This window comes from Mucilaginibacter yixingensis (assembly GCF_041080815.1).
Lineage (GTDB): Bacteria > Bacteroidota > Bacteroidia > Sphingobacteriales > Sphingobacteriaceae > Mucilaginibacter > Mucilaginibacter yixingensis.
In genome coordinates, this window is the sequence record NZ_CP160205.1 from 4,845,240 (window position 1) to 4,863,851 (window position 18,612).

Sequence of the window (18,612 nt, forward strand, 5' to 3'; positions counted from 1 at the left end):
CTTCATCTCATGAGCGGGGCTTTTTTTGTGTTTGAACCAGAATTTGGAAGATTTTTAGGATTGACAGGATTCTAATTTTAAGTCATCCCGAACTTGTTTCGATGGAGCTACCCATGACAAGTAAAAAAGGATGTCATGCTGAGCCCCGTCGAAGCATGGTGGGCGGGCCTTTCCGCGCGAGTCTTCCCTTCGATAAACTCAGGACAAGCTACAGCTCAGACTGACAGCCCTCTCGTTTATCATTGCACTTTCATAGTCCCGCCACCGGGATTCTATTAATCAACATGACAGCCCCTCGCTATAGGCAAACGCCGCAACGCAAAAAGAGCCACAAACATGTGGCTCTACGGTTAAATGTTTTAACAACCGGTTACTGCTTCAACAACGTTTCGTTAAACAGCGTGTAAATACGCTTATACTCATCCAACCAGCTGCTGGCTTCAACAAATGTGTGATCTTCTACCGGGTATGGGGCCAACTGCCAGTTGTCTTTATGCAGCTCGATGAGCTTTTGGGTGAGGCGAACAATATCCTGAAAATTTACATTCAGATCTACCATGCCGTGGCACATCAACAGGCGGCCTTTTAAACCATCAGCAAAATTAATGGGCGAGCTTTGTTGATAAGCCTTCGGGTCATCATAAGGTTGGTTCAGGATATTGGAGGTATAACCGTGGTTATAATGCGCCCAATCTGTCACCGAGCGTAGGGCGGCACCAGCGGCGAAGGTACCGGGCGAAGTAAACATGGCCATCAGCGTCATAAACCCACCGTATGAGCCGCCGTAGATGCCCACGTTCTTGGGGTTAACTCCGTATTTCTCTGTCAGCAGTTTCACTGCGTCCAGATGATCGGTTAGATCTTTACCGCCCATGTGGCGATAGATGCCCGTGCGAATATCCCGGCCATAACCAGCGCTGCCTGTATAATCAATCTCCAATACCGTGTAGCCCTCATCTGCCAGCAGGTTATTAAATAGATACTCGTGCGTATAAGCGGTGCTCCATTTATACATCACATCCTGCAGGTAACCTGCGCCATGCACAAACACTATGGCAGGGTGCGATGGCGCCGGATTCTTAGGCAGATAAACACGACCGTAAATCTCTGTTCCGTAACGGTTTTTGAAAGTAAAAACTTCTGGTGCGCGCCAATCATGCGATTTAAATTCATCGCTCACCGAGTTGGTTACCTGTACTGCCTTAGCGCCCGGCTTGTTGGGTTGCAGATACAGCTCATAAGGTTTGCTGATATAGGAATAGCGAATGGCCAGCCATTTTTCATCTGGCGACAACGCTATTTCATTGCCACCTTTCATCGACGTTAATTTAACGGGTACGCCACCTGTTACCGGTACCCGGTAAAAATCAGACACTCCCGGATGATCCATATTGGCAGTAAAGTAAAACGTTTGTTTATTTTGAGATAGTTGTAACGTTTGCACTTCCCATTTACCGCTGGTGATTTGCTTTTTCTCGGCAGTATTTACATCCACCACGTAAACGTGCGAGTAACCACTGACCTCACTCTGAAAGTAAAAGTGGCGCCGATCAATCCACCCCACGTTGCCCGCATCACTATCTGAGATACCGGGACCGGCAACCCAGGCATCGTCATGCTGCCGGTCGAGCACGTTCAGCACTCCGGTTGCCGGATTAAGTTTTGCAATCCAGCGATCTTTATTGTCTTGTGCCGAAATAATTACTACGGCCGTTTTGCTGTCATCACTCCACAAAAGAGCGTCTACCGTTACCGCACGGTCTGCATTAAGCGCCTTTAATGCCTGCTGGCGCTCCGGATAGTCTTGCATATAAGCAGGAATATCTTTTATTCCTGGCAAGTTTGCCGTATTGATTTTATAAGCGGTATCACGTTCCGTGTCATATACAAAGGTCATAGACGTAGCCAGCGGAGTGCCTACCTTGGTACGGTTAAGTATATCTTCGGTATATCCAGATGCGGTAACGTAATTAGGCACTACCGCCTTCTTTACATTCTTTGCGGTCAGGGTTATGTTATAGCTTACATAATGGAGGTTAGGGCTAGCCTGAAGATTATTCAGTGTTTTCCCTTGTGCTATGCTAATCTTTTTTCTTGGTTCCGGCGTTATTTCGCTCCGGTCGGCAGCATCTTGTTTCTCGGTTTGCGCCCGCTTTTTTATAACATCAAATAATTCTGTTTGCTCATTACGCAGCCATTGATCTTGGGGCGTTCCGGTTAACGCCCCCCCTTTGTTATCGGGGGTTTCTGCCGCGTGTACAAAGTTTGTAAGCTGCACCGTTATACCTCCGTTAATGCTCATGGCGTAAAGGTTATCGCCTCGCTTAAATATTACCCGGGCACCATCGTCGCTAAAAACCGGATTGTTTTCGGGTTCTGTTGTAGCTGTTAATTGTAATTGCTTGCCGGCTTTACCATCGTACATAAAAATGTCGCCGTTCTTTTCAAAAACTTTTTGGATGTGCTTCATGTCCCAACTGCCTTCACTGGGTATCATGGCCTTTCGTTCGTCTATGCTGGCCTTCTGCGGTTTCAAACTGCCAGGAGTAACGCTATATAATGCCGGGCGACCGGTATTTTCCGGGTCCCAATTAAAGTAGATCTTTCTGCTATCATCGCTCCATTGCACGTTTGCTGGCGAGGTGCCGATCCATTTGGGATCGCGCATAATACCTTCGAGGGTGAGTTTATCCGGCTTTTGGGCAAAGCATTGCATACCCGCAGCCAGCAATAGCAGCGTAAAGAGTTTTTTCATCAGTTAATCCTTTGTTTGAGTAGAAATACCATCTGCAATATAGTATTTTGCAGTATCATCCCGATTTTAATACAACGGATTTATCAACCATCAAGCAAAAAATGATTCTTCAAGGCAATGGCTTTACACTCAGAAACTGGCGTTTAACAGATGCCGGATCTATGCAGCGCAATGCAGATAATCCGATGGTTGCGCGCTATGTGTCAGACCGCTTTCCATCGCCCTACACCATGGCCGATGCGGAAACCTGGGTGCAGCGCTGGCAAGGGCAAGACCCTGTAATCAATTTTGCTATTGCTACGGATGATGAAGTGATTGGTGGTATTGGATTGGAGTTTCGTGCCCATATCTACCGCAAAACTCCGCTATTGGGCTACTGGCTGGCCGAACATTATTGGGGGCGAGGCATAATGCCACAAGCCGTAAAACTGATAGTGAATTACGCATTTAGCCAGCTGGATGTAATTGCTATACAGGCCAACACCTTCGGCGGCAACGTCGCTTCCATGCGGGTGCTGGAAAAAGCCGGCTTTGAGCGGCAGGGGATCATCAAACAATCGGTCATAAAAAATGGCGAAATTATGGATGAACATATTTTCGCCATAACCTCACCCCAACCCCTCTCCAAAGGAGAGGGGCCACAGGGCAAGTTGTTTTATTGCTCATGAATATCAAAGCCCTCTCCTTCGGGGAGGGTTTGGGAGGGGTCTACAGAATAAACCTTGTGCTCAGGAATGAAGACTCTGCTTCGTTCACAATCTCGTTGAGCAGCGCTTTGTTGGTATCGTTCATTTTGGTGGTTACCAAAGAGCGGATAGAGAACGCACGCAGGGCATCGGCTACAGACAGGGTACCTTCGGCGCTGTCTTTACGGCCGGTGAACGGAAACACGTCCGGACCACGCTGACACTGTGCGTTGATGTTAACACGGCTCACCAGGTTTACAAAAGGATCAATCAGCGATGCAATCTCATGCGGATCGTTACTGAAGATACTTACCTGCATACCGTGCGGAGAATCAATCTGGTAAGTAATAGGCTCCTCGATAGACTCAAACGGAATAACCGGGATAACCGGACCAAACTGTTCCTCGCGGTACAGTTTCATCTTCTCGTTAACCGGGTAAACTACCGCAGGGAATACAAACGACTCGGCATTTGCACCGCCGTTCTCGTTAATTACGGTTGCGCCATGAGCTTTAGCATCTTCAATGCACTCGGCCAGGTAAGCTGGTTTGCCAGGTTCGGTAACCGGGGTAAGGTTAACACCTTTGGTCCACGGCAGGCCCGGAGTCATTTTTGCAATAGCTTCGCCTAACAGTTTGTTGAACTCATCAGCCACATCTTTGTGAACAAAAATGATCTTGATGGCGGTACAACGCTGTCCGTTAAATGAAAGCGCACCCAGCATACACTCGCTAACAGCCAACTTCAGGTCGGCGTTTTTGGTGATGATGGCAGCGTTCTTTGCATCTAAGCTTAACACGGCACGCAGGCGGTTAATTTTCGGGTGGCTTTTCTTCAAATCATTAGCAACCTTGCTCGATCCGATAAAGGCCAGCACGTCAATCTTACCGGTTTTCATCAAACCAGGCGTAACGTTTGCACCACGACCGTAAACGGTATTTACCACACCTTTAGGGAATGATTCCTGGAAGGCTTTTAACAGCGGGTAGTGCAATAAAGTACCATGTTTAGGTGGTTTGAAGAGCAGGGTGTTGCCCATCAGGATAGCAGGGATCAGGGTAGTGAAGGTCTCATTCAACGGGTAGTTGAACGGGCCCATACACAACACCACACCCAGCGGCGAGCGGCGGATCTGCGCTACCACACCTTCGGCAATTTCAAAACGAGACGACTGACGGTCGATGTCTTTCAGCGCATCGATAGTAGCGGTGATATATTCTACAGTACGGTCAAACTCCTTGGTAGAGTCTGCCAGCGACTTGCCAATCTCCCACATAATCAGGTTGATCACCAGGTCGCGTTGTTCGCTCATTTTGTAAACAAAGCGCTCCATGCATTTAATACGGTCGGCAATGCTCATGGTTGGCCATTCGCCACGGCCATGGTCATACGCCTGCAAGGCAGCTTCCAGGGCTTCGTTAGCCTCTTGTTCGGTACCGATGGGGTAAGTACCAATCAGCTTGCGCTTTAACCCTTCGGCTGTAGGGATCAGTACCGGCGAGTACACTTCAGTTATCGGGCCGTCCCATTTTTTCATCTCTCCGTTGCATAAATACTCACGCTGATGAAGTTCCTCAATCCGATAAGCTTCGGGTATCTGGCCTTCGTCAACAAACAGAGATCTGAGTTGGTCTTGAAAACTCATAAATTTTGTTGTTTTAATTTGATCTGTGTGTTGCTCTTAGTGTAAAAAGCAAACGACAAAGAACGTAATTTTTGAAACAACAAAAAGTACTTCGATTAACATTTTCAATTATTTAATATGAATTTCATAATGGCCATTTAAACCTTGCTGAAAATATTCAGTCCAAAACACAATTAAAGTGTTAAAAAAAGGTTCTACCCCTAAAAAATCTCCAAGTCATGAAAACTTTGTATAAAAGCATCTCCGGTATGGCGCTTGCCGGACTGCTGCTGCTCTCCTTTTCACAAGCCGACGCACAGCGCGTGCGCGGCGGTTTCAGAGGTGGTGTACGTTTGGGCTTTGGCGGCCCGCGTTTTGGCTTAGGCTTTAGCTACCGCCCCATTTACCCGCGTGTAGGTTTTTATATTAATACCCTGCCGTATGGTTATTATCCGTTTTATTATGGGCCCGATATGTATTATTACTGGGGCGGCACATTCTATCGTCAAACTGATAATGGCTACCAGGTAGCTGCGCCACCAATCGGCGCCATTATACCTAAAATACCATCCAACGCACACCCTATAACTATAGACGGCGTGCAGTATTACGAGCTGAATGGTGTTTATTATAAAGAAACGGTAGATGAGAAAGGCAAAAAGGCCTACATCGTATCGGGCAAAGATGGTGTATTGAACACCGATGGCGCAAACGGCCAGCCGCAGGACGAAATACAAGCCCCACAAGTAGGTGATATTGTTACCGATCTGCCCGACGGCTGCCACAAAGTAACCCTGAACGGCAAAAAGTATTGGGTATCGCCAGACGATATTTATTATGAAGAGTTTACCGATGCCAACAACCAGATCAGCTACCGCATAGCCAGCATTCCAGAGGCCGACGATCAAAATGCTCCGGCACCTGCACCAGCCCCGGCTCCGCCTCAAAAACCAAGCGGCAACAACCCTGGCAAGGCACAGGCCGATCCGGTTTATAATAATATGTAATTACTTAATTTAATCATTTATATAGCAGTGAGGCGTACCAAAAGGTGCGCCTTTTTTGTTGCGCAGAAAAACATGTCAATATTTCATAAGATTTTAACAAAATCTGAGTAAAAATTTCCGGTAATCTTTTGCTTAATTTGACGCTGTTAACCAAAGCCTGCTAAAGGCCTGATTTTAAATACATCTGTCATGTTCAATTTAAGCGGAAAAGTAGCCGTTGTTACAGGCGGCGGCAGCGGCATCGGTCGCGCTACAGCCAAACTGTTTGCCAAACAAGGCGCCAAATGCCACATTTTAGACCTGAGTGCCGAGCAAGGCGCACATGTAGTAGGCGAAATTGCTGCCGAAGGCGGCGTTGCCATCTCACATGCTGTCGACGTAAGCAACCAGGCGGCTATTAATGAAGTAATTGCCAGCATTGGCAAAATCGATATCCTGGTAAACAATGCCGGTGTTGCCCACGTAGGTAAAGCCGATACCACCAGCGAGGAAGATTTTGACCGCGTTTTCCGCATCAACGTTAAAGGTGTTTACAACTGTTTGCATGCCATTATTCCGGTAATGTCGCAAAACGGTGGCGGGGTAATCTTGAACCTGTCATCTATCGGTGCTGTGGTAGGTATTGCAGACCGATTTGCCTATTCTATGAGCAAAGGCGCCGTGCAAGCCATGACCCTTTCTGTAGCCCGAGATTACCTGGCTGAGAACATCCGTTGTAACTGTATTTGTCCGGCGCGTGTGCATACCCCGTTTGTTGATGGCTTCATCGCTAAAAACTATCCGGGCCAGGAGAAAGAGATCTTTGAGAAACTTTCTAAATCGCAACCAATAGGCAGGATGGGTACTGTTGACGAGATAGCCACCCTCATTCTATATTTATGTGCCGATGAGTCGTCATTTATTACCGGATGCGATTACCATATTGACGGCGGATTTATTAAACTTAATAACTAATTTTTTGAGGTGAAAGGATAAAGGTGAAAGCTGAAAGGTAACAACCTGTTGGCTTCACTCATTCACTCCCTCTCTCATTCACTCATTATAAAATATGAAACTGATACGTTACGGCCAGCCAGGCAAAGAAAAAACAGGCGTTATTATTGACGATGTAAAGTATGACACTTCTGCCTTCGGCGAAGATTATAACGAAGCGTTTTTTGAGAACGACGGCCTGGCCCGTTTAGCTGCTTTTGTGGAAAGCAACACAGGCAAACTGGCTAAAGTTAGCGATGACGAGCGTTTGGGCAGTCCTATTGCCCGTCCGTCTAAAATTGTTTGTATTGGTTTGAACTATGCCGATCACGCGAATGAAACCAATGCACCACTGCCATCAGAGCCGGTAATGTTTATGAAGAGTACCACCTCATTGGTTGGCCCTAATGATAACATCATCATCCCAAAAAACTCGGTAAAAACCGATTGGGAAGTAGAATTAGCCTTTGTAATTGGTAAAAAGGCCAGCTATGTTGAAGAGGCTGAAGCTGCCGACTATATCGCCGGTTACGTGCTGCATAATGACGTTTCTGAGCGCGAGTTCCAGCTGGAGCGTAACGGCACCTGGGATAAAGGCAAAGGTTGCGATACCTTTGCGCCAATGGGCCCATTTCTGGCTACTGCCGACGAGATTGCCGATGTTGACAACCTGAAACTGTGGTTAACCGTTAATGGTGAGCCTATGCAGAATGGTACTACTGCCAACTTCATCTTTAAAGTGCCTTACCTGGTATCATACATCAGCCAGTTTATGACCCTGCTGCCGGGTGACGTAGTATCTACCGGTACGCCTGCAGGTGTGGGTCTGGGCTTTAAGCCGCCTGTATACCTTAAAGCGGGTGATGTGGTTGAACTGGGTATTGATGGCCTGGGCACCTCAAAACAAACCGTAAAGGCATATGCAAAAAATTGATGCACATCAGCACTTCTGGGTTTTTGACCCGGTGCGCGATAGCTGGATAACCGACGACATGTCGGCCATCCAAAAAAACTTTTTGCCGCAGGAACTGAAATACGTACTGCATGAGAACGGCATGGACGGCTGCGTAGCCGTTCAGGCCGATCAGTCTGAAGAACAAAACTCTTTCCTGCTCGGCCTAACCGAGGGGAACGATTTTATTAAAGGCATAGTTGGCTGGGTTGATCTGCGTGCAGAAAACATTGAAGACCGGCTGGCATACTACAGTCATACCAAGCTGATGAAAGGCTTTCGCCATGTGTTGCAGGGCGAAGCCAACCGCGCGCTGATGCTGGAGCCTGATTTTATGCGAGGCATCAGTCTGCTCAACAAATACGGCTTTACGTATGACATTCTGATCTTCCCCGATCAGTTGAAATATGCCGAAAAACTGGTACGCCAATTCCCTGATCAGAAATTTGTGCTCGATCATATTGCCAAGCCCTATATTAAGGACGGCAAGATAGATACCTGGGCGGCAGAGATTGATCTGCTGGCCCGCCAGGAAAACGTTTGGTGCAAGGTATCGGGCATGGTAACCGAGGCCGACTGGCACAACTGGACCAACGATACCTTTAAACGCTACCTTGATGTGGTGTTCAATGCATTCGGCCCCAACAAACTGATGTTTGGGTCAGATTGGCCGGTGTGCCTTATAGCAGGCCAATATGCGCAGGTAAAAGGTATTTTAAGCGATTATTGCGCCGCACTTTCGCCGAGCGAGCAAAATGCTATCTTTGGCGGCAACGCAATAACCTTTTATAACCTATAAAAACATTTTCATGGACCTGTTATTAAAAAACAAGGTAATCATCGTTACCGGCGGCGCCAAGGGCATTGGCGAGGGAGTTTGCCGCGTACTGGCAGCCGAAGGTGCTATCCCTGTAGTGGTGGGCCGCAAAGCGGTTGACAATCAACGATTGGTAGATGACATTAAAGCAGCCGGAGGCCAGGCCTTCCAGGTAGAAGCCGAACTTTCAAAGCCCGAAGACTGTAAAAAAGCTGTTGATGCCGTAATGGCCGAGTATGGCCGCATTGAGGGCGTAGTAAACAACGCAGGTTTAAATGACGGTGTAGGCCTTGAAGATGGCGGCTACGAACGTTTTGTACAATCGCTGCATAACAGTTTGATCCATTATTACCTGATTGTTCATCACGCTTTACCAGCGCTGAAAGCATCAAAAGGGTCTATCCTTAATATTACTTCTAAAACAGCCGAGACCGGTCAGGGCCATACCTCGGGCTATGCTGCTGCTAATGGTGGCCGTAACGCCTTAACCCGCGAATGGGCAGTAGAGTTACTAAAATACGGCATCCGTGTAAACGCCATTGTAGTGGCAGAATGCTGGACACCGCAATACTCCAACTGGATCAAAACCCTGAGCAACCCAGACGAGATGCTGAAAGAAATTACAGACCGCATCCCGCTGGAACACCGCATGACCACTTCAGAGGAAATTGCCAACACCACAGCCTTCCTGCTGTCAGAACGCTCAAGCCACACCACCGGGCAGATCATCCACGTTGATGGGGGCTATGTGCATCTGGATAGGGCGCTGGCTAACGCATAAGATATTCATATAGACTTACGAGGTTTTTAAAACTTCGTAAGCCTAATACGCCATTACGTCGTTGCGAGGCACGAAGCAATCTCTGTACATGCATGTCCGCTTAACATGTGGGACTGTCCTTTGCAGAGTTTGCTTCGCGCCTAGCAATGACGTGTTACTTTATCTCCAATCAACGTTTCAAGCTAAAAAATGAACTTTTAGCAACACTGGCTTATCATCAAAAGCATAACTTTGCGCACGATGATCAGAGCTTACCTGCTTACCACCGGCACCGACGGACACTCGCACGTGCAGACCGGGCATGTTGCCGAGGGTGTGCTTACCGATGGCGTTACCATCCGCTTCCAGGAAACCGCACCGCACACCCATTATAACTGGCACACCGCGCCTACTACGCAATATGTGCTCTGCCTTACAGGTACCCTTCATTTCAAAACCTTTACGGGCGAAGAATTTGTGCTGAAACCCGGCGAAGTGCTGATTGCTATGGATACCACCGGCAGCGGCCACACCTGGCAAATGCTGGGCGATGAGCCATGGAAGCGCGCTTACGTACCTTTTGATCCACAGAAAACCATCAATTTTACTCCAGATGAACAATAACACAACGGCCACAGATAATCAAAAATTCCATAAACTACAGGAAATGACCCAGGGCGACTATGAGGCCTTCCTGTATGATTGCGATGGCACCCTGGCCGATAATATGCCAGCCCATACCGAAACCTACGTTCGCGTGGCGGCAGATGGCGGTGTGAACATTGACGGCACCATGATTGACGAGCTGGCCGGATGGCCTATTGTGGAGGTGGTAAAAGAGATCAATCGCCGGTATGATGCCAGCTTTGATCCTGAGGAATTTAATCGCCTGAAATATGAACTGTTCAATGCCGAGTACATCGAAAAAATACAACCCATAGATTACGTGGTAGAGCATCTGATAGCCAACGCCGGTAAAGTGAGGATTGGCGTAGTGTCTGGCGGCAGTCGTGAGGCTATTACCCGTACACTACAAATTATCGGCGTGTCAGATCTGGTAGAAGTAATGGTTTGTGCCGGCGAAACCCCCAATGGCAAACCATTCCCGGATCCATTTTTGGCGGCCGCCGAAAAGCTGGGCGTTGATCCGAAGAAATGCCTTGTTTTTGAGGATGGTAATCCAGGCGTTGCGGCGGCAGAAGCAGCAGGTATGAAATGGATTAGGGTTGATAAAATTTAACTAATATTTAACAACCAGAGCTTTCGCTGCTTGGTATTACAATTTTTACCCCGAGTAGTTATTCATTAATTAAATATTCCTAAAAGGGATATTATATTTGTGCATACACAACCTGCCTGCCTGCAATGATCGTCTTCAACGTTTGCACAAGGCTGCCCAAATGGAAAGCGATCAGGGCTGCTTTTTGCATTTTACTGTTTTTTTTATCTTCCGCCGCGCGGTCTGGAACTCCTGTTTCATCTCCTACACAAGTCTTCTTAGCCTTAAAAAACCTTAAACCCGATGATCGGGCAGCACAAGCCTTTGGGCTTTATAAAAGCAACTACCGCAAAGCCAATGAACAAGCGGCCATGCGTGCGCTGGATACTTTGCGTCAGATGGCAACACAGTGGAATGACCTATCACTACAATGCGCCGTATTGACCTTTCGTGCTGATTATTATTCGGCTACCCGCGGCTTTAATCAACAAAGTATTGACTATTATCAGCAGGCTATTGAGTTTGCCGTTAGCAATGAATTACCCATTGATGAAGCCATCTCCTTGCAAAAAAAAGCATCCTATCTCTTCACCTTCAGTCGCAATACCGATGCTTGCCAATGCTTCTTGCAGGCTTATGAAAAATTTAGACAGATAGGTTTTAAAAACGTCCCCAACTTATCGCAGTACCTGGCAGAACAAGCTAATTTTTACTACAGTCTGAAAGATTATGATAGTGCCGGCACCCTCCTAAAACAAGCGCTGGATTATCCCTTACAATCAGAACGGGCACGCATTAATATCATCAATACGCTCGGGCTCATCTACCGTAATCAGAGCAATTATAAAGATGCGTTAAACTATTTTTCAAGTGCCCGCAACTATGCCGTAGCCTCAAAAGATACAGCCTGGCTGGGCATCATCAATGGCAATATTGGGTCGGTATATTTCAGACAAAACAAATACGCACAGGCAGAGCCCTTGATCAGGAACGATTACGAGACATCTATCCGCTTCAAAGATTCTGTTAATGCCGGCACCGCGCTGTTAAGGCTAAGCCGCATCAACATTGAGCGTAGCAATTTGAAACTTTCCGAGGCTGAACTGGATACTGCAGAAAAACTTACCGTTAATAAAAAGTTCGCCATTAACCTGATATCGCAGGTAGAGTTGAACAGGCAACGGGCAGAAGTATATCAAAAATCTGGCAGGCTTGCCTTTGCGATAAAGTACAGCAAGCAATATGAAATACTAAAAGACAGCCTGAACAAACGCGATAATATTGTTGCCGTTGAAAACGTACGGCTAAAGTGGGTAGCAGAACGCCATCAAGCAGAACTGGAACAACTGCGTAACCGTGGTGAGCTATCAAAATTTAAACGCAATGCAGTTATAGTGATATTGGTGCTAACCATTGCGGTGGTATCATTGTTATTTAATCGCTACCGCTCCAACGCGCGAAAAAACCAACAACTGTTATTGGCCGAGAAACGCCGGGTTGATGAAGAACTGGGAAACGCAGTAACCCTGCTGAAACAGTATACCGAGAACCTGAAACAGAACAATGCCATTATAGAGAAATTTAAAAGTGAGATAGCCAACTTTAAAGCCGATTCTACCGATCGGAAAACTACCGAAAACCTTGAGAAGTTGTTGCAGGCCCGCATCATGACCGATGAAACCTGGGACGAGTTTAAGAAACTGTTCAGTAAGGTGCATGGCGGCTTTTTTACCCGCTTACGCAAAAGCTACCCTAATTTAACAGATACCGATACGCGCCTACTATCATTATTAAAACTGGGGCTGAACAATCGTGAAATGGCAAACATGCTGGGCGTTACTATTGAAGGGGTAAAGAAATCAAAACAACGCATGCGTAAAAAAATGGAATTACCTGCCGAAGCCGAGCTGGAACAAGTGATAGCCAATATCTGAGGCATGTCCACCCCTCTGTCCATCTTATGTTGATTCCTTAGGCATTATCTGCTTAGTTCTCTTTATCTTTTGTAGCTCTCGCTTCAAGCAACTCACTCTGGGCGTTATAATCTTAGATAAACCGTCATTCTGGTTCAAAACAGGAGCAATTCGCTTGCTTTTGAAGAAAAGCCATTAACCACATCCTCTCTTTCGCACTAAAACAAAGCCTGTTACATTGGCAAATAAAATGTTTTGCCAAAACACTCTTGTCCTTGTTTTGTCCACCGTTTGCACATCAATTTCAGCCCCATTATAACGTATTTTTATAACGAATAATTAAGGGCAACTCACTTGTATAACTTTTAAGCAAAACACCATGAACACAATAAAAAACAAGAGGAAATGCCAGAAATGCGCCAATGGCGTTTTAGACACCCGCGCTCCACGCCCGATGTTAATGAAACTGCTATTGTTTTGGCTTCCTTTAAAAAGGTATAAATGCAATTACTGCGGTAAAAAGACTTACGTTTACGGCGACGAAGCATTAGCAACTACAAATTCCTAACCCTAGCGCAAACGCACCAACTTCTCGTCTGTTAAAACGGGTATAGCCGTAGTAATGTCTGTTTGCAAACAGAAAGCAATGTCGGCCTCTATGCCCAGCTTCTTCAAGCGTTCGCTATGCGATGTTTTTTTGAGGTACTGGGCAATATCATTTTTACCCAGCTGAAAAAGATCATTGGCGGCAATGGCCGGATCGTCCATTTTGTAGTCGAAGTCTTTTAATTGTTCGGCAACAGCACCGGCAAACAGCGTATCTTCCAGATTAAAGTTGTTTTTCCAGCCGGCACAAACCAGCAGTATATCTTCGTTCAAACTTTTCAGCCAATTGCAAAGCGGTGTAAGGTTCAGGAAAGAACCTATAGCCACCTTTTTTGCCGCACGCGACAGGTGCAGCGCTTGCGTGCCGTTGGTAGTGGTAAGCACCACCGTTTTGCCCGAAACTTTTTCTGTAGTGTAAGAGAAAGGCGAGTTACCAAAATCAAAGCCTTCAACAACTTCGCCATTGCGCTCGGCTGCTAACAGGTAATCTGGGTTAAATTCTTTGTAGGCCAGGCATTCCTCAACTTCGGCTACGGGGATAATGGCTTCGGCACCATTGTCAATACCATAGCAAATAGATGAGGTGGCTCTGAAGATATCAATAATCACCACTACATAATCTTTTACATCATAAAGGCCCAGTAAAGCGGGGCTCAGGCAAACTTCCAGTTTTTTGGTCACGGCTTAATTTATTTGGCTGCAAAGGTAGCCGATTAGTTAATTAACCCCAATTGCCGCTTAATTAAAATGTGCATTACGGCAGCTGCAATTAACTATCTTTGCTGGCAATGAACCTGCAATCCACGGCTTATTATAAGTGGCTTTACATCTTTATCGCGCTGGCGGTGGCCGTTAACTTTAGCGGACTGTTTATTACCATTATTGGGCCCGATGGCACCTATTATGCCGGCATTGCCAAAACCATGGTTTGGCGGCATGATTTTGTGAACCTTTACGTACAGGGTACAGACTTTCTGGATAAGCCACACTTCCCGTTCTGGATCACGGCACTATCTTACGAGCTATTTGGCATCAAGACCTGGGCTTATAAACTCCCGGGCATTCTATTTATGCTGATGGGCGCCCTATATACCTACCGGTTTGCCATTAAACTCTATCAAAGCAAAGAGGTAGCACTGTGGAGCGTACTGATACTACTTACTGCAGAGCATATCATCATCTCCAGCAATGATGTACGTGCCGAGCCTTACCTTACCGGCCTCATCATTGCTTCTATCTACCATTTTTACCGCACCACAGATAAAACCCGCTTAGGGCATTTACTCCTGGCATCGATGTTTGCCGCTATGGCTATCATGACTAAGGGTATGTTTGCGCTCATCCCCATCGGTGGCGCCATTGGCGGACACCTGCTCATTACCCGCGCCTGGCCTCAGCTGTTCCATTGGCGTTGGCTGCTGGCTATTATTTTGATAAGCGTAATGATATTACCCGAGGTTTACTGCCTCAATGTGCAGTTTGATAGCCATCCGGAGAAGGTTGTATTTGGCCAGCATGCCGTATCAGGCATTAAATGGTTTTTGTGGGATAGTCAGATCGGTCGCTTCTTTAATAATGGCCCCATTAAAGGCAACGGCGATCCTTTCTTTTTTGTGCATACGCTGCTGTGGGCTTTTTTGCCATGGTCGTTGCTGTTGTTTGCCTGCCTGTTCTGGTCAATCAAAGCCAACGTTAAGCAGGCGCAGCGCTATCAATGGCATTGCCTGTGCGGCTCGTTGCTGACGTTTCTGGTCTTCTCGGCCTCTAAATTTCAGCTGCCTTATTATCTTAACATTGTATTCCCGCTGTTTGCTATACAACTTGCTTATTTCCTCAGGAACTTAAAAAAAGAAAAAAGCCTGAAAGCGGTCAACATCACGCAACGGATCGTCATGACCCTGCTATTGGTGGTAATTATGGCACTGCAGTATTTCTTTAAACCGGGACCGTCATCGTGGACCATATTCGCCGTCCTTGCGGTGCTCCTGCTAATAGTGTTTAGAGCCGTGCGCAAAACATCAGCTTACGGATTAACGCGCACTATGCTTCAAACCGTTGCCGTGGCGTTTTTTGTTAACCTGTATTTAAACCTGGTGTTTTATCCGGCATTACTGCATTACCAGTCAGGTAGCGAAGCGGCATTCTACATCAATCAGCATAATACCAACAATCTGCCTGTGGCTCAAACCGGCGATAATTATAACTTCCCCCTGGAGTTTTATCTCAACAAACCGCTCATCACTATAGATCCTAATGGGCATGACACCACAACCGCCAAGCCATTCATTTTATATGGTGATCATCAGGTGATTGAAGGATTGAGGAAACAGGGCTGGAAAATTCGACAACTTAGCACATTTAATCAGTATTGGATCAGCATGCTGAAGCCAAAGTTCTTGAATGCCGCGACGCGAAGCGAGGTTGTAACGCATTCGGATGTGGTGTTAGTAACCCCCTAGCCCCCTAAAGGGGGAACTATTACGATCTGGCCAGGATACTATTTCAATATTTTTATCCTGAAATCTTTGTATTCAACCTTCATGGGCGGGCCTACGTGTACCTGTACGCCAATCATGCCACTCATTTTGCGGTTGGCTTCATCGTTATCAACAACCTCGCTCATCAGTTTACCATTAAGGTAATGTTGTAGTTTATTGCCTTTGGCGATGATGTGCAACTCGTTCCAGCCATCGTAATTAATACTTTTCAATAACTCTTGTTGGGTACCTGTCGAATCAACCACGCGTGGCTTGCCGTTCTCTATTACGGTACGCTGACCGCGCAATGCTAAAAACTGGCGACCGCGTTCTTCATAATTCTGGCCGCTATAGCGGGGATAGCCCAGGTTGTATTTGTCTTTACCGTCAATATCCTGCTGGTAACCTTTCATGGCATAAGGCAGGCTGTCAATTACCTCGCTGCGGTAGTTAACGCCGCTGTTACCTTTTGCCGATATGCGGTACGATACTTTTAGTTCAAAATCGGCCGGTTTGCCACCTTGCCAAATCAGAAAAGTATTACGTTTCAGAATGGTTTCCGGAGTAACCTCACCTATGATCTCGCCGTTCTCTACGCGCCAATATTTGGGATCGCCATCCCAGCCTTTCAGGGTTTTGCCGTCAAACATCGGCTTAAAGCCTTCTTCTTTTTGCTGAACAATTTTGAATGCCGAAATAACGACAGCGAAAAACAGAAACGCAGGGATCAGTTTTAAGATTTTCATGAAATGGGGTACAATTGGTTGATCTAAAGATGCTGATTGTTGCCGATATAACAGTCCTGTACAATGATGGTTGTGCTGGAAACAGTTACTACTTTGCCGGATGCAGCTCTAACAGCACGGGGCAATGGTCTGAATGCCGGGCCTCAGCAAGTATGGCCGACCGCTTGATCCGTTCCCTGAGCGGCTCAGTCGCCATGTTATAATCTATACGCCAGCCCAGGTTCTTAGCGCGCGCATTAGCTCTGAAACTCCACCAGGTATAGTTGTGCGGTTCTGGGTTCACATGACGGAAGGTATCGATAAAACCACTATTGATAAACTGCTCCATCCACTCCCGCTCCTCCGGCAAAAAGCCCGATGAGTTGGCGTTTGATTTAGGGTTATGAATATCTATTGCCCTGTGACAGATATTATAATCGCCAGACACCACCAGGTTGGGGACACTCTCTTTTAGCTGATGCAGGTAATCGCCAAATTCTTCGAGGAAACGAAATTTGAAACCTTGACGCTCGTCGCCACTGGAACCTGACGGAAAATAAACACTCATTACCGACACATCTTCAAAATCAACCCGGATGTTACGGCCCTCACGGTCATAATCGGCAATGCCACAACCGTATTCTACATGTTTGGGAGTATGTTTAGTAAAGATGGCGGTGCCGCTATAACCCTTCTTCTCTGCCGGATACCAATAGTGCTGATAACCCAGTTGTTCTACCAGGAACAGATCGGTCAGCACATCGGGCGTCGCCTTTATTTCTTGTAAACAAACCACATCGGCATCAGTAGCCTGCAGCCAGGCCAACCAGTTTTTACTGATAGCAGAACGGATGCCGTTAACGTTATAGGTAATGATCTTCATTTTCTGATTTTCGAATTTCGGATGTTCAATTTCGGAATTACTTTAACGGCGTCTGATCTTTACAAGAAAAAAATACAAATCCGCAATTGAACATCCGAAATCTGAAATAATTATATCGGCCAAAGCAACTTATCCATCTGCTTACACTCGCGCTTACTAAGCAGCGTTACCTTCATGGGCACATCTTCCAATGGCCGGTTACGGTCGTCTGTTTTAACGGCAGCAATACGGTCTATCATATCAATGCCCATCACCACCTCGCCATAAACAGTATAGTTATGATCTAAGTGTGGCGTGCCGCCAACCGAGCGATACCAGGCGCGCTGCCACTCGGGTATTTTATAACCTTTTAAACGCGTTTGCTCTAACGTGTCCAACAACTTATCGGTAAAACGCTTGCCCTCTACAATGTAGAACTGGCATCCGCTGGATGCTTTGACGGGGTTATCGTCTCTGGCTGCAGCCAGCACACCGCGTTTATGAAACAAGCTATCATTAAATTCAGCAGGGATGGTATAGCCTACATCGCCATTACCTAGCTGTGCTCCCGGTTGTGCGTTCTTTGAATCCGGATCGCCACCCTGGATCATAAAACTCTGGATAACCCGATGAAAGAGCGTGCCGTTGTAAAACCCTTTTTTAGTGAGTTTGATAAAATTATCGCGATGTTTTGGTGTTTGGTTGTACAGCCTGATAATGCACTGCCCATAAGCTGTGCTGATGCGCACGTATTGATTTTTAGGCGAACGAGCCATAGCGCTAAAGGCGCATAGCACGAGTAACAAGATAAGGTTTAGCCGTTTCATCAACGTAATTTACATATTTTCAAAATACTCGATGATGAGCGATTTGAGTACCAGTTCTTGCTCCAGCAGCGTGTAATTAGGGATTTGTTTAACCAGTTTCCAGTGCGGCCAGCCGTCCTGATCCAGACCTTCCAGTTCATAGAAACCCATCAGACTAAACAACCTGCAGGTGGCAATATGCATCAACTCTTCTTTTTGCCTTTTGCCGAATTTGCGCGGCCCCTGCCCCAACTCCTGCACGCCGATAAGGAACAGCATCACCTTAATATCGGGCGTGTCGCTGTCAAAATCTTCGGCAATGCGCGCTTGCAACTCTTTCCATTTAGTATTGATCTCGGCCGGTGTCATAAGGACCAAAGATATACAATTAGTTTGTCTGGATGCGGTGATGTTCGGGGAATCGACCAGGT

Annotated in this window: 17 protein-coding genes; 10 read left to right on the forward strand and 7 right to left on the reverse strand. The window is 46.6% G+C overall.

Annotated elements, in window-relative coordinates:
* Positions 1–370 precede the first annotated feature (370 nt).
* On the reverse strand, positions 371–2,755 hold the full coding sequence (locus tag ABZR88_RS19935) for a prolyl oligopeptidase family serine peptidase (RefSeq protein WP_107827714.1): 2,385 nt from the start codon (positions 2,753–2,755) through the stop codon (positions 371–373).
* 101 nt (positions 2,756–2,856) lie between these two features.
* Here ABZR88_RS19935 and ABZR88_RS19940 point away from each other — a divergent pair, with 101 nt between their 5' ends.
* A complete protein-coding gene (locus tag ABZR88_RS19940; protein ID WP_146166499.1) occupies positions 2,857–3,423 on the forward strand; it encodes a GNAT family N-acetyltransferase in 567 nt (188 codons plus the stop codon).
* A gap of 40 nt (positions 3,424–3,463) precedes the next feature.
* On the opposite strand, the gene ABZR88_RS19945 is transcribed toward ABZR88_RS19940, so the two are convergent.
* Positions 3,464–5,086, reverse strand: coding sequence for an NADP-dependent glyceraldehyde-3-phosphate dehydrogenase (locus ABZR88_RS19945; RefSeq protein ID WP_107827716.1), 1,623 nt, complete (start codon positions 5,084–5,086; stop codon positions 3,464–3,466).
* A gap of 218 nt (positions 5,087–5,304) precedes the next feature.
* Here ABZR88_RS19945 and ABZR88_RS19950 point away from each other — a divergent pair, with 218 nt between their 5' ends.
* The 8 genes from ABZR88_RS19950 to ABZR88_RS19985 all read left to right on the forward strand — a co-directional run bounded on the left by ABZR88_RS19950 (position 5,305) and on the right by ABZR88_RS19985 (position 12,726).
* Positions 5,305–6,072, forward strand: a complete 768-nt coding sequence (locus tag ABZR88_RS19950) for a DUF6515 family protein (RefSeq protein WP_211309764.1) — start codon at positions 5,305–5,307, stop codon at positions 6,070–6,072.
* A 189-nt stretch (positions 6,073–6,261) separates the two neighbouring features.
* Positions 6,262–7,026 carry an SDR family NAD(P)-dependent oxidoreductase gene (locus ABZR88_RS19955; RefSeq protein ID WP_107827717.1) on the forward strand — a complete coding sequence of 255 codons (765 nt, stop codon included), beginning with the start codon at positions 6,262–6,264 and terminating at the stop codon, positions 7,024–7,026.
* Between the two features lie 94 nt (positions 7,027–7,120).
* Positions 7,121–7,978 (forward strand): fumarylacetoacetate hydrolase family protein, encoded by an 858-nt coding sequence (locus tag ABZR88_RS19960; RefSeq protein ID WP_107827718.1) that lies wholly within the window; start codon positions 7,121–7,123, stop codon positions 7,976–7,978.
* The gene (locus ABZR88_RS19965; protein ID WP_107827719.1) at positions 7,965–8,795 is read left to right on the forward strand and encodes an amidohydrolase; all 831 of its coding nucleotides are present in this window, start codon (positions 7,965–7,967) and stop codon (positions 8,793–8,795) included. The genes ABZR88_RS19960 and ABZR88_RS19965 overlap by 14 nt, the downstream gene beginning before the upstream one ends.
* Positions 8,796–8,805: 10 nt before the next feature.
* The gene (locus ABZR88_RS19970; protein WP_107827720.1) at positions 8,806–9,594 is read left to right on the forward strand and encodes an SDR family oxidoreductase; all 789 of its coding nucleotides are present in this window, start codon (positions 8,806–8,808) and stop codon (positions 9,592–9,594) included.
* A gap of 240 nt (positions 9,595–9,834) precedes the next feature.
* On the forward strand, positions 9,835–10,197 hold the full coding sequence (locus ABZR88_RS19975; RefSeq protein ID WP_107827721.1) for a hypothetical protein: 363 nt from the start codon (positions 9,835–9,837) through the stop codon (positions 10,195–10,197).
* The gene (locus ABZR88_RS19980; RefSeq protein ID WP_107827722.1) at positions 10,187–10,813 is read left to right on the forward strand and encodes an HAD family phosphatase; all 627 of its coding nucleotides are present in this window, start codon (positions 10,187–10,189) and stop codon (positions 10,811–10,813) included. Before ABZR88_RS19975 ends, ABZR88_RS19980 begins: the two co-directional genes overlap by 11 nt.
* A 350-nt stretch (positions 10,814–11,163) precedes the next feature.
* Positions 11,164–12,726 carry a tetratricopeptide repeat protein gene (locus tag ABZR88_RS19985; RefSeq protein WP_170113555.1) on the forward strand — a complete coding sequence of 521 codons (1,563 nt, stop codon included), beginning with the start codon at positions 11,164–11,166 and terminating at the stop codon, positions 12,724–12,726.
* Between the two features lie 549 nt (positions 12,727–13,275).
* On the opposite strand, the gene ABZR88_RS19990 is transcribed toward ABZR88_RS19985, so the two are convergent.
* Positions 13,276–13,992: a 2-phosphosulfolactate phosphatase gene (locus ABZR88_RS19990; RefSeq protein WP_107827724.1), complete on the reverse strand. Its 717-nt coding sequence runs from the start codon at positions 13,990–13,992 to the stop codon at positions 13,276–13,278.
* Between the two features lie 107 nt (positions 13,993–14,099).
* Here ABZR88_RS19990 and ABZR88_RS19995 point away from each other — a divergent pair, with 107 nt between their 5' ends.
* A complete protein-coding gene (locus ABZR88_RS19995; RefSeq protein ID WP_107827725.1) occupies positions 14,100–15,770 on the forward strand; it encodes a glycosyltransferase family 39 protein in 1,671 nt (556 codons plus the stop codon).
* 38 nt (positions 15,771–15,808) lie between these two features.
* On the opposite strand, the gene ABZR88_RS20000 is transcribed toward ABZR88_RS19995, so the two are convergent.
* The 4 genes from ABZR88_RS20000 to ABZR88_RS20015 form a co-directional block, all read right to left on the reverse strand.
* Entirely contained in the window at positions 15,809–16,534 is a 726-nt protein-coding gene (locus tag ABZR88_RS20000) for a DUF1080 domain-containing protein (RefSeq protein WP_107827726.1), read from the reverse strand.
* Positions 16,535–16,622: 88 nt separating this feature from the next.
* Positions 16,623–17,396, reverse strand: coding sequence for an exodeoxyribonuclease III (locus ABZR88_RS20005; protein WP_107827727.1), 774 nt, complete (start codon positions 17,394–17,396; stop codon positions 16,623–16,625).
* Positions 17,397–17,506: 110 nt separating this feature from the next.
* The gene (locus ABZR88_RS20010) at positions 17,507–18,202 is read right to left on the reverse strand and encodes a peptidylprolyl isomerase (protein WP_107827728.1); all 696 of its coding nucleotides are present in this window, start codon (positions 18,200–18,202) and stop codon (positions 17,507–17,509) included.
* Between the two features lie 9 nt (positions 18,203–18,211).
* Positions 18,212–18,550 carry a hypothetical protein gene (locus ABZR88_RS20015; protein WP_107827729.1) on the reverse strand — a complete coding sequence of 113 codons (339 nt, stop codon included), beginning with the start codon at positions 18,548–18,550 and terminating at the stop codon, positions 18,212–18,214.
* Positions 18,551–18,612 lie beyond the last annotated feature (62 nt).